The organism is Caecibacter sp. AF58-12pH5A, from assembly GCF_027681725.1.
GTDB classification, from domain to species: domain Bacteria; phylum Bacillota; class Negativicutes; order Veillonellales; family Megasphaeraceae; genus Megasphaera; species Megasphaera hominis.
This window is the reverse complement of sequence record NZ_JAQDBC010000010.1, coordinates 1-11946: the sequence shown is the minus strand read 5'-3', so window position 1 is coordinate 11946 and position 11946 is coordinate 1. Positions and strand designations below refer to the sequence as shown.

At 47.3% G+C, this 11946-nt stretch carries 11 protein-coding genes and 1 tRNA gene; 1 reads left to right on the top strand and 11 read right to left on the bottom strand.

The window, feature by feature from the left end; genetic code table 11:
• Nucleotides 1–1086 carry a tRNA 2-thiouridine(34) synthase MnmA gene (gene mnmA, locus PGX44_RS06340; RefSeq protein WP_289002264.1) on the bottom strand — a complete coding sequence of 362 codons (1086 nt, stop codon included), beginning with the start codon at nucleotides 1084–1086 and terminating at the stop codon, nucleotides 1–3.
• 3 nt (nucleotides 1087–1089) lie between these two features.
• Nucleotides 1090–2235 (bottom strand): cysteine desulfurase family protein, encoded by a 1146-nt coding sequence (locus PGX44_RS06335; RefSeq protein WP_498854684.1) that lies wholly within the window; start codon nucleotides 2233–2235, stop codon nucleotides 1090–1092.
• Nucleotides 2236–2425: 190 nt separating this feature from the next.
• Here PGX44_RS06335 and PGX44_RS06330 point away from each other — a divergent pair.
• A tRNA-Arg gene (locus tag PGX44_RS06330) sits at nucleotides 2426–2500 on the top strand.
• A 235-nt stretch (nucleotides 2501–2735) separates the two neighbouring features.
• Here the strand turns inward: PGX44_RS06330 and PGX44_RS06325 are convergent.
• From PGX44_RS06325 to PGX44_RS06285, 9 genes are all read right to left on the bottom strand, one after another.
• Entirely contained in the window at nucleotides 2736–3194 is a 459-nt protein-coding gene (locus PGX44_RS06325; RefSeq protein WP_498854683.1) for a hypothetical protein, read from the bottom strand.
• A gap of 12 nt (nucleotides 3195–3206) precedes the next feature.
• On the bottom strand, nucleotides 3207–3836 hold the full coding sequence (locus tag PGX44_RS06320; protein WP_498854682.1) for a VgrG-related protein: 630 nt from the start codon (nucleotides 3834–3836) through the stop codon (nucleotides 3207–3209).
• Nucleotides 3826–4125 carry a hypothetical protein gene (locus tag PGX44_RS06315; RefSeq protein ID WP_498854681.1) on the bottom strand — a complete coding sequence of 100 codons (300 nt, stop codon included), beginning with the start codon at nucleotides 4123–4125 and terminating at the stop codon, nucleotides 3826–3828. The genes PGX44_RS06320 and PGX44_RS06315 overlap by 11 nt, the downstream gene beginning before the upstream one ends.
• A gap of 68 nt (nucleotides 4126–4193) precedes the next feature.
• Nucleotides 4194–4445: a hypothetical protein gene (locus PGX44_RS06310; protein ID WP_498854680.1), complete on the bottom strand. Its 252-nt coding sequence runs from the start codon at nucleotides 4443–4445 to the stop codon at nucleotides 4194–4196.
• A 35-nt stretch (nucleotides 4446–4480) separates the two neighbouring features.
• A complete protein-coding gene (locus PGX44_RS06305; protein WP_498854679.1) occupies nucleotides 4481–5572 on the bottom strand; it encodes a phage baseplate protein in 1092 nt (363 codons plus the stop codon).
• Between the two features lie 39 nt (nucleotides 5573–5611).
• Nucleotides 5612–9988, bottom strand: a complete 4377-nt coding sequence (locus tag PGX44_RS06300; protein WP_498854678.1) for a phage tail protein — start codon at nucleotides 9986–9988, stop codon at nucleotides 5612–5614.
• 24 nt (nucleotides 9989–10012) lie between these two features.
• On the bottom strand, nucleotides 10013–10840 hold the full coding sequence (locus tag PGX44_RS06295; RefSeq protein ID WP_498854677.1) for a hypothetical protein: 828 nt from the start codon (nucleotides 10838–10840) through the stop codon (nucleotides 10013–10015).
• Nucleotides 10830–11228 carry a C40 family peptidase gene (locus tag PGX44_RS06290; RefSeq protein WP_498854676.1) on the bottom strand — a complete coding sequence of 133 codons (399 nt, stop codon included), beginning with the start codon at nucleotides 11226–11228 and terminating at the stop codon, nucleotides 10830–10832. Before PGX44_RS06290 ends, PGX44_RS06295 begins: the two co-directional genes overlap by 11 nt.
• Complete coding sequence (locus PGX44_RS06285; RefSeq protein WP_498854675.1) at nucleotides 11221–11805, bottom strand: phage minor tail protein L; 585 nt, start codon at nucleotides 11803–11805, stop codon at nucleotides 11221–11223. Before PGX44_RS06285 ends, PGX44_RS06290 begins: the two co-directional genes overlap by 8 nt.
• Nucleotides 11806–11946: the final 141 nt, after the last annotated feature.

The window sequence follows — 11946 nt, the reverse complement described above, 5'->3', positions numbered from 1 at the left end:
TCAGATGATAACACCGCCACCCAGGACGCGTTCGCCTGTTTCGCGGTCATATAATACGAGGGCCTGTCCGGCCGTTACAGCCCGCTGGGGCTTTGCAAATTCTACGCGCAGGCCGCCTTTTTCCGGGTAAACCGTGCACGGCGCTTCCGGCGCAGCATAGCGGATCTTGCCCAGTGCTTCAAAGGGTCCTTGCGGTGCCCCTTCGACCCACGATACGTCATCGGCCTTCACTTCCGTGCGGAAGAGGTCCTGTTCCCCTCCGACGATGACCCGGTTGTGCGGCACGTCGAGGGCGACGACATAATAGGGGCCGCCGGGACCGCCCAAGTGGAGGCCGCGGCGCTGGCCGATAGTATAGCAGGGAATGCCTTCATGACGGCCTACGACGTGGCCTTGCAGATCGACGAAATCGCCGGGCTTAAAGGTCTGAGGTACCCGCTTTTTCAGGAAACCCTTGTAGTCGTTATCGGGGATGAAGCAAATATCCTGGCTTTCCGGCTTATTGAAAACGGGCAGGCCGAATTTCTTGGCCAGTTCCCGCGTTTCTGATTTTTCCAGAGCCGCCATGGGCAGCATGATGTGAGGCAAGAGGTCCTGCGTCAATTCATAGAGCACGTACGACTGGTCCTTGCGCCGGTCTGTGCCGCGCAGGAGCTCGTAGAGTCCTTTTTCTTCGTTGAAAACAATGCGTGCGTAATGGCCTGTAGCCAGGCTGTCAGCGCCAAACTGCTGGGCTTGCTGCCAAAGGAGGCCAAATTTGATGTACTTATTGCAGGCAATGCAGGGATTCGGCGTCCGGCCCAGCGTATAGGATTGAACGAAGTAGTCGATGACATCTTTGCGGAAGGGCTGACGGAAATCCAGTGTATAATGGGGTATGCCGATGACCGAAGCGACGGCTTTGGCGTCGTCAACGGCCGAAAGGGAACAGCACGAATGGACGTTTTCGACGGCCGGGCAGGAAGGGTCTTCTTCCCACAGGCGCAGGGTAATGCCAATCACATCGTAGCCCTGTTCTTTAAGCAGCGCTGCCGTGACGGAGCTGTCTACACCGCCACTCATGGCAACGGCAATGCGTTTAGTCATGGTTTATCTCCTTTTTGTAACGGGGTCAAGAATCTGTTGCAGCGCCTGGACGACTGTATCGATCTGGTCCGGCGTATTTTCTGTGCCAAAGGACACGCGGATGCTGCTGCGCAGCCACTTTTCGTCGACGCCCATGGCCCGCAGGACGTGCGACGGTTCGACGGCGCCGGCTTCACAGGCCGAGCCGGCAGAAACGGCAATGCCCTGCATATCGAGGGCAATGAGGACGATGGGGCTTTCCATGCCGTCGACGCTAAGGTCGATAATATTAGGCAAGGAACCCTCTAAGGTCCCGTTCAGGCGAAAACGGTCATCATCTTTGATGAGGCTGTCGTAAAAGCGTTGCTTCAGCTGTGCTGCTGCAGCTATGCGCTGCGGCCGTTCTGCTTCCAAAAGGGCTACGGCTTCACCGAAGCCGACGATAGCGGCGACGTTTTCCGTGCCCGCCCGTAGCCGGTGTTCCTGGGGCCCTCCGTAAGCCTCTGACGTAAGCTGCAGGCCATGGCGGATATATAAGGCACCGATCCCTTTCGGACCGTAAATCTTGTGGCTGCATAAGGTAAGCAGATCAATGTGTTCAGCCAAGGGCTGAATGGGTACGTAGCCAAAGGCCTGGACGGCATCAACGTGAAAGGCAATGCCCTTGGCTACTGCCAGTTCACCAATGGCCTGGATGGGCTGGATCGTACCCGTTTCGTTATTGGCATACATGCAGGAAATGAGCACCGTATCGTCACGAATCGCAGCGGCTACATCGTCCATCCGGACGCGGCCTGCTGCATCGACTGGCAGCACAGTCAGGCTGTAGCCCTGCCGGGCCATAGCTTCAAAGGTATGTAAGACGGCCTGGTGCTCCACAGCGGTCGTAATAAGATGGCCGCCTTGAGGGAAATTAGCCCGCAAATAGCCGCGAATGGCCAGGTTATCCCCTTCTGTACCGCCACTGGTAAAGACCATATCGGCTGCTGCCACACCCAGGCAATGAGCTACCTGCTGGCGTGCGCGCTGGACTGCCGCCCGGGCCTCTTGCCCAAAATAGTGCAGGCTCGACGGGTTTCCATAGGCCGTTGTCAAATAAGGCATCATGGCATCTAAGATGCGCCGGTCAATAGGCGTCGCTGCAGCATGATCCAAATAAATGCGTTCCATATATATTCAACTCCAACTTTCAATCTAAACATATTGAGTCTATTTTATATAATAGCATATATGGGACTGCATTGCCACTGTATCTACTATAGGAAGTGCCTGATTTTACGAATTATTTCACAAGAGATCTATAAAACACCTTGAATTTATTTTTCATATGTGCTAATATATTTGAGTACGTTATTGATATGCGCCTATAGCTCAGGGGATAGAGCACCGGTCTCCGGAACCGGGTGCGAAGGTTCGAATCCTTCTAGGCGCACCACAGTAAATAGGCGGTTTCACAGCAATGTGAGGCCGCTTATTTTTTGCTTTGCCGCTTATTTTTGCCGCTTATTACGATAAAATTACATAAAAACCAATGAAACTATATAAAACCATTATAATTATAGGGATAAAAAACAATCCCGCCGAGCAGATGCCCGACGGGATTTTCTTATTTCACGATATATCCGACTAGTAATGTACCGGCGATAACTGCCCAGGTATCACGTTGCCTTTTAATGATTGCCTGTTTGTGCTCCATGGCTTTTATTTGCCTGGTCAACGTCTGCAAAGATTGACTTTGCCTCTGCAATGTTTCGTCTGCTTTCGTCAACGAGTCTCTGGCACTCGCCAAGTTGAGCCGCGTTTCCTGCAGCTGACTCCTGCAGTCTTGTAACTGTTCCTGCAGCTTGATCAAGAGCTGTTGTTGCTCCGTCGAGCTGCTCTGTAGCACGGTCAATCGAGCCTGCAGCGTGTCCAATGTCACTTCTTGCTGACTGATTATCGCTTTCAATCTGCTGTACTGTGTCAGTGACATTTCGATAGTCTGAGGCGGCTGAGCGGTCGTAGTATCTGCACCATAACCAGGCGCCGAAACAAGCAAGAATACCACACAACACAATAGCAATGATAACTGTTTTGTTCTTTTTAACAAAAGCATCGACCTCCCCTTTGATTTGCGGCAGATAGGACAAAAGGATCACCTCCTACAAACGCGACAATGCATCATGCATTTCACTGTCAAAACGGTTGTTCAAGCTGTCCCGGAGCGACGAACTATTCCATTCCGGGGTCTTGCATACGCTGTATACGGCAACGATAAAATCATAGTCGTATTCAGGGGAATCAATGTAGCTTAAATTAGGATAGCCGTCATGCTCACCACTCTGAGCATTGTACATGGAGTGTACCGCCTCGGTCCACATGTCGAGGATGTTGCCGACTCCATACTGCACGGCTCGGCTCCAGACGACGTCCTGCATAACAGCGTTGTGGTTTTCAATGTGCCAGTAGTTTTCCGCCAGAATCTGCACAGTCGGGTCGTAGTATGTAGCCTTGACGTACTCATGCTGAGCCTGAGCAAAGCCGTCATAGTCATTGGCCGCGATATTCTTCCAGGCCTCGTCAAAGCTCACACTGCACAAGGGGTAGGCCGTGAGCTGCTCTGCGTACTGCGGGTAGTTATAGGTCAGCCAGTTGCAAAACTGCTGGAGGCTCCCGGCGTTGCTGCTAAACTGATACGCGCCGTAGCTCTTGCCGCCCGGGTCGCCGTAGCCACTGGATATGCAGCCGGGGTCTCCATTTGATTCATATTGTGCGCTTAAATCACCTAACATTAGTATTACCTTCCTTTTCAAATTCATCCGGAATGCCATCATGATTGCTGTCTACCATTGCCTTGCCGAAAAAGCCGACGGCTGCAACAAACGACACCGATGTAATCGCCGTAATAAACTGGATCATAATAGCCAGGTCCGCTTTGCCGGTCGTCTTCCACTGCCAAGTCCACGCAGCTATAAACAATAGAATACATATAATCACCAGCAATAAAAAAAGATATACCATCAATCTAGGCATACCTCGTATCTGCAGCTTATCTGTTTTGGATAAGGCTACGACTAACATATTTTGTATTTTTTTCAACAACTCACATCACCTCCCTCCGCTGGATCAGATATGGGATCACCGCCTTTCTACTTTCCAAAAAGTTTAAAAATAAGGGTAACGAAAAACGAAATGACTGCTCCCAATAACATTGCATCTGTTTTAATTCCGTCAATGCGCTTATGTGCTGACTTTGCCGACGTCAATGCATCCGTAGTGTCTACACTCGATTTCTTCGCGTCAGCCTGTAGCGAGCGTAACTCTTCGTACATAATGTCTATTTTAGATTCCATGCTGCTGAGCCGCCCCAGCAATTCTGTCTGAAAATCATGTTCACCCATGATTCACCGCCTTTATCTATAAATTTACTGCTCCTTTACGCTGTACGTTCCCAGCAATAATATACTTGATACGGAGGCATATTGTTGTGGGCTGCACCACCGCCAGTATTATCTATATTAAGGCTATGCTGATGATTTCCGGCTGTACTAGTAGTTCTATCGGTACTGCCAATACAATAGCCATCATAACTGTTCCCGTTTATTTTCCCAAAACCATTAAAGGTTGTAACAGTATGGGAATGATCACCATTTGTGCTGGTTGATCCTGAATGCCCATGGGATGGCATTTCACTTGTAGTTAAGACGTGATTGGCCTCTCCACCGGTATTTCCTGCGGAGTAGGTATCTCCGGCGGCTAGTATAAATTTATCCTTAACCTGAGCCCATGTGCCGCCAAACAAGGTAGACGGATTCGTGTTGACACTACTCCAATATAGTGCTCCTACCGGATAGGCGGCTAACAGAACCGCTGCCAATACCGTTGAGTCAATACCCTTTACTGTCGTGTTGAAGCTTACATCTCCACTTCCATCTATAGCGGCACTCCCAGTGACATTGCCGGTTAACGCGATGTTCCGTGCTGTCTGCCATTTTGTGGCCGTCGCTGAATTTCCAGTACAAGTTGCCGCATTGGTCGCATTAGGAACCGTCCCTGATACAGCGACGGTCAATTTATCATTGCTGGCATCCGCTGTAATCGTAATATTGGCACCTTGCGCAATCGTCAGCGTATCTTGCTTGCCATCTGCCTGAATCGTAATGCTGCCGACAGCCACATTGCTAAACGCATTTTGATTTACTTCCGCGCCTGTTGCCACACCGTCCAGCTTGGTTTTGTCGGCTTTGCTCATAAACCCGTCGGCATTTTGTGTGGCATCAGAGTGCACATGCGTAGACGGTGAAAAATAAGAGGCATCTCTCCCGTCTACCTGATCCGCATTTAAATTTGCATTAACATTGCCGTTACTGACAGGCAGTTGCCCAGACGCATTGCCAGGAACCAATCCCTGCAGCTTCAAGGCATTGACAATCTGATCCTCAATGATAGCCCGCAGCTGTTCTCGCGCCTCCGCAGGGAACGCGGATAAATACCCGTCGTCTGCCGGTTTTGTGCTGTCATATGCCATATCATCACGCTCCTTTATTTAAAAAAACGCCCTACGGCGTTAGTATCCTTTGATACGGATATCCGCGGTACCGCCGACGTCTGTATTGGATGCATTTTTAATTTTGATTACGCAATCACTTAAGGTCTTACTGATCAATTCGGCATGCAGGTTTTCCCCGATCGCTGCCGGAACGACCGCTGGAATCGCGTAATAGGTATGACCATATGATACCGTTGTCCCGCCGGTGCTGATCGTCGCTGTTAAGGCAATATCGGTGTCCGGCACATCAATTGACACGATACATTGATTGACTTCCGGCGTCTTCGTGATATCTGTCGTTTCCAGCAGGATACGGAACTGAATATACCGAAATGTCCGTTGTATCGGCTTAAATCCTTTCCAGTCCAGCCATGTCGTCCCATCCTGTGAAGTACGCACCTGCAGTGCTGCACTGCCGCCTTTCAAATTGACCGAAGATGTGAATAGTGTGGTGACATTACAAGTAATAATGGATGCAATATCAATAACCGCTGACGTATAGATGCCTGATGTGGCATAATTTCCATTTGAATCCTTTGCCAGCTTTAGCACGCTGCTGCCGCCGACTTCACTGAATTTTGTCGTCGGATAATCGGACCACTTGCCGCCGATCGTCTGGAAATTGATCAGTGATGTCCCAAATTCTGTATTGTCGTGCGTACCGCTGGCCAACGCAATTTCATCGAACGTTTGGATTACATTGCGGGGCGATAAGTTGCTGACAGTCAAAGAAACACTGGCCGCCGTTTTACTGTATTTCCCGCTGCTGTTGATTGCTTTGACAAAATAGTGATAAAAACGGGCCGTATCAATGGCCATGGTGTAGTCTGTATTCGCTACCCCGGTCGATACTAACGCCCCGCTGTCAAAACTGTACCCTTCCCGTATTTCATAACCTGTCACATCATTGTCCGAGCTTTTATCCCAGTAAAGTTCCACCGTATCGCCATTCTGGTATGCCACCAAGCCCGTCACATTGGATGGCTCGACTTGCACCGTGCAGACAATGGATACTTCGTCCGAGTAATACCCGGCAGCATTCATGGCTTTAATCATCACTTTAAAAGTGCCCGACGCTATTAATGTATAGGTGGCATACAGTTCCCGCGTGAACGGTAGTGGTTCCCCGGCATCCCAGTTATCGCCAATCTTTACCTGGTATCCGGATAAGTCGCCGTCCGTAACTTCGGCCCAATTGATATTTAAGATGGATCGGTTGTTGCTGTCCTGCGACGCCTGAATACTGGCAACAGGATTGGGGCGCAGGTCATAGATACCGCTAACGCTTGCGGCATACTGGCTTTCATTCCCAGCTATGGTGACGGCCTTGATCAACCAGGTGTGCTGCGCTTCGTCGTCAACCACCACATCATACAACGTCCCCGCAACCCGGGGAGAAACGATCACTGCCGAATCCCAATTGCTGCCTTCTTTGATAATATAATACGCCACATCCACTTCTGCCGGTGCGTCCCATGTCAGCGTGATCCGGGTCCGGTCTGTAGCAGACTGTATGGCTTTGAAATTCGTGATGTCCAGGGGCTGGATGGATGCCGTAATGTCTGTACTGGCAATCGTACTGGTATATCCTGCCACCGTAACTGCCTGTACCATATAATGCCAGGTTCCGTTGCCGGGCAGTGCGACCGTAAGCTTGATTTCTTTCGTTTTAGCCACCAACGTGCCCGCATCCCAGGATGTTCCGTATTTCACCGCATAATAGGCAATATCGCCTCCCGCCGGTGCCGTCCAGGACAGCGTCGCTTTGGATTTATCCTGTGTGGATTGTGTCATAGCCAGACTGGTGACCGCATCCGGTTCCAGCGTGACTTGTTCCACCAGTTGAGCCGCATTGGCACTGTAAAACCCTTCGGCATTACTGGCTTTAATCCAAAACGTATAACTACCAGAAGCTGGCAGCGTATAGCGTGCCGTAATCGCTTTTGTTTTGGTAACAAGTACTGTCCCGGTATCCCAGGAATCGCCGACTCGTATTTCATAGTAAGACAGATCGACTTCTTTATTCGCCGCCCAGTTAAATACGGCAATGGATCGGTCCGCATCACTCTGCTGTATGGTAAATCCCGTCACGTCAGCAGGTTCGCAGGTAATCACGTCTGTTACCGTCGCATGGTTTGCGGATTCATTGTCACTGTTATCCACGGCCACTACAGCAAACGTGTACTGTCTGGATTGATCGGCGGTATATGTATAAGTCGTATCTGTCAAAATATTGCTATGCAGGACGCCATTGACATACACCCGGTATCCTTTCAGATCGATATCCGTATTAGCTTCCCAGGACAATTTTACCTGTGTGGTATTGGATGTGATTTTTGTTGCCGTAAGGCCGGTAACGTCATTAGGTGGTGCATCCCATCCTGTCATATCTAGACTTTTTTGTGCATATGCGGAGTTTATGCCGCTTTTTGATGCACACACTTTCACATAATACGTTCCCGGAGGATTTACATCTGTAATAGCAGCTATCATCGCCTCCGTAGATCCCCATAGTTTCCAAGTATTCCCATCTTCCGAATAATACACATAAAATTTATCAACATGCTGCCCCGCCACAACATCCCAATTGGCAGTTAAAATATGAATTTTTGTCCCATCTGCCATACAATAATTTGATTCCGTAAGGGCTAAATTTGTGGGCGCATCAAATACAGTAGGATTAGTGTAGTCAACAACTGGATATTTTTCATAGTCGATATCATAGATAGCCTCATCATATTCAATCCCTGTCAAAGTAACCTGATTATCTCCAGTCCGTTCCGTTTTAACCACGCGGAATGGCTTTACTACCTTATCCGTAACTCCAATAGCGTATGGATCGTATTGTGTTGGCATAGTAGTCGCATCAAAAGCGGAAGCGATTGTAAGAGTATCCGTGGTCGTCTCTTCGCTCACACCTACAATAGCCTTTGTTAAAATCATATCAGACGTCGATAAACTAACCATCATAGCGTATGAAATTCCCGCTTCTAAGGTTATTGCTTTATCCAGCGTCACGGTTGTTCCATCGACAGATACAATTCTTCCGGAAGCAGTACCAAGTTGGGGGACCGCATGATTTAATCCCACTATATCTCCATATTGGCATACGATACCTGAAATATCACACCCCCAACTTACAGTTTGCAACTGTCGCTCATTCGTCGCCAAATAATAATAAGCTTCCCGATATGCCTGAGACCGGCGTTTTACCCCAAACAGCGTAACCTTTGCAGTATTATCCTGCACGGTCGTATCTGCCGCATACTTGGGACTGTATATTTTCATTAAGGTATTTTTAAAATCATTGTCGGTATCATTGTATGTGACTTCTACAGCTTTAGCCCGATCTTCAATAGATGCAAATTCGCCCTTTACTGTTGATACCGTCGTCTGACCTTCTCCAAAAATTTGACATATCGTTCCCGGTTTATCAACAGATATCCCATATTGTGTGCCATGCCGTATAACCGTCGCATGACCTACTGCCGCTGCTTTTTGCGCCGCATTCCACGCCGTTTCTGTACTATTATAAAAAGCATCAAACTCAAATCTGGCTTCTGTTCCATTGCTGGCATCTGGATTGCTTACAAGTTCATCCGCATACTCAGCAGCTTCTATCCAGTCATCATAATATTGAGTAAAATTAACAGCTGCACTGCCTTCCACTACATATTCATATTTATTGGTATTAACATTTTTTATATACTTGCATTTATGTAAAATTGCATAGGCCGCCCAAATTGGATTCCTGGCGCTTTTTTCTTCATATTCCGAGGTGGTTGGATTCCACACATATACTGTATTGCGCCATTGCCGCCAGTTTATATTAGGCAGACTGCCAGATAACTGGTTTGTGGCCTTAATTCGCAGGGATACTAATACCTTTCCTGGCCGTGATCGGGCGCCATCATAGATATAGGCAGATAGCGTATCCCATTGTGCATACGATTGATATCGGGTACCTGTAGGAAGTTGTGTTGCCGTAACGCTGACATCATATTGCCCCGCATCCAAATTAGGAATAACATATGTCCGACGTACTGCTGAATTGGTTCCTTTTGTAATACTATATGTGCCAGAACCCGTGCGAATCGTCGCATTTCCCAATCCATTAAGATAAAATGAAATATACCCATTATTATATGTTTTACCGGGCGTTGCATATCCCATCAGACCATGAATGCTGCCCGTAACAGAACATCTAAGAAAACTACGTGCAATTGTCCACACCTCTTGTTCTGATTCGTTGGCAGATAAATTCTGAATCATATCTGTATTATCCGTAGTGGCCCCATTAGCCCCATTCGGAGTTAGCCAGTTTGTTGTACCTGTTTTGCGATATAGAATATTAAATACGCCTGTCGCATTTTTATAATTCCCTTTGTCGTCCACATAGTACAATCCATTAGGGAATTCCTATGTCACCTCTAATTTTTTCGCTTTATTAGTTTCTGTTGTACGGATAATTGTCTTTCCCTGCGCCAATTCCATGCCTACATTTTGATCCAGCACAGTGTCTGGGAACAAGGAAATGGGACTTTGATCATTTGTTCCTAACCTTGTTTCAATTTGCACATCGCTGAAGTTTCCAATAGGAGTCGTATCAATGCGAATATCATCAATGCTGTCCACTGGCCCCCATCCGCCGCAAAGTAGCATGTTTAAATATTGGACATTACTATCCTGATCGTCACTGTTCACCGTTTCCACATGTTCCATGAGTAATTGCGGAGTCGGCATTACTTCGCCGAAGGTTTCACCAATAACGCCACCTTCTGTTGTTTGTACAGTTGGTAAGTTCCATCCATAATTTGTTTCTGAACTATTATTTTTTTGATCAATATGAAATACGCTGTTAATAATCCGTCCACCTAAATACAAAATCGCTCCAGATACTAACGCTCTACCAAGTGCTCCTCCAACTGTCGCACCAAATAATCCTTTAGTCCACACCCCTGCATAGTAGGATAACGCAATCATCGCTACCCAACCAAATATTTTTCCAATGCTTTTCCCTATATGCGGCATGACAATAAGCTGACCACCGCCTTGAGGATAAAATGCGTCTGGATTTGAAACATAAAATCCATTATAATAAATATCTTTTCCTTCCGGATTTAGGTATGAAAAAACCGTCCCATTAGTAAGTGGAACGGTTTTTGTTTCTTTCTTTGGTTCAAACGGATTTTTTATTTCTATAATTTGCAATGTATCCGTTGGAATATTTATAACTTCATGTTTCATACGCCGCCTCCATTGGCCAGTAATATCCTATAATTCGCGGCCCCCATCTCTTAATCCGGTCAATTACAACGCCCGTTTCTTCACTGTACGCATGAATAAATTTATCATGAGCCAAATAGATTCCGCAATGATTCGCCCATCCTTCATCGAGCATACGAATCATGACAAGTGCTCCTGCTTCCGGCTTATCTAATTTCTGCCAATCTAAAATACCAGTAGACATGCAGCGTGCCACTTGCTTTGTTGCTTCAGAACTGCATTGGTAATCATGTAAATGCATTCCCTGTCTGCAAAATAATTCCATTGCCAGCCCCCAACAGTCATAGACTTTCGGGCCGCGGCCGCCATCTTGAAAAGGCAAGCCCACCAAATCCTCATATTTAAACACTGTTCATACCTTCTTCCCCGCCGAATCGAGTAGGTATTCGGCATGTATCGGCAGTATTGTTACAAGCACTTGCAGTTCCCGCATATCCACATCGTACAGATTTAAATTTATACGGGCAGTACTTTGCAGCATATGAAAACATGGGGAACTGGTAATGAATTTCCGGAGACGCCGATAATTTAAAAGTCACCCACTGCTCATCATAGGAGGTGCTTGCAACCATAAAATCAAACTCATCTAAAGGGGTTGTATTATCCAAGTATTTAGCATGGACAACATAAATGGTAAGGGCAGCTCCTCCGAATCCATTGTATTCTTGCAAATATTTCTGCAGCAACCCTCCAGCATTGCTAACGGTAATGGATAAGCTGGGTTCTTCTTTATTATCCACCGTATTGTTTCCGACATTTAACGGATATGCAGTCCATACTTCCCCATTCCAATTTACATCCTCATTATTTCTTACTATATAAATGGGATCCAGCGATCCATATACCATTTTTACCAATACCAAAAATGGTGCATCACTGGCAAGTTTATTTTTTTCAAGTATTGCCGCATTCGGCCATTTCAGCATCGGTTATACCTCCTCGAAAGTAAGACTTACTACATACCCATCGGGTGGCAACTTGTTAGTGTATGCGAATTTACCTGTAAATCGGGGAGTGTAAAATAGTTTGTGTAAATCGGTATTGCATGAATCTACTTTATGCCCCAT

Bases quoted from the DNA above. Each gene is read 5' to 3' on its own strand.
- mnmA (WP_289002264.1), bottom strand. From the start codon at position 1,086: ATGACTAAACGCATTGCCGTTGCCATGAGTGGCGGTGTAGACAGCTCC.
- PGX44_RS06335 (WP_498854684.1), bottom strand. From the start codon at position 2,235: ATGGAACGCATTTATTTGGATCATGCTGCAGCGACGCCTATTGACCGG.
- PGX44_RS06320 (WP_498854682.1), bottom strand. From the start codon at position 3,836: ATGTTAGGTGATTTAAGCGCACAATATGAATCAAATGGAGACCCCGGC.
- PGX44_RS06315 (WP_498854681.1), bottom strand. From the start codon at position 4,125: ATGTTAGTCGTAGCCTTATCCAAAACAGATAAGCTGCAGATACGAGGT.
- PGX44_RS06310 (WP_498854680.1), bottom strand. From the start codon at position 4,445: ATGGGTGAACATGATTTTCAGACAGAATTGCTGGGGCGGCTCAGCAGC.
- PGX44_RS06305 (WP_498854679.1), bottom strand. From the start codon at position 5,572: ATGGCATATGACAGCACAAAACCGGCAGACGACGGGTATTTATCCGCG.
- PGX44_RS06295 (WP_498854677.1), bottom strand. From the start codon at position 10,840: ATGAAACATGAAGTTATAAATATTCCAACGGATACATTGCAAATTATA.
- PGX44_RS06285 (WP_498854675.1), bottom strand. From the start codon at position 11,805: ATGCTGAAATGGCCGAATGCGGCAATACTTGAAAAAAATAAACTTGCC.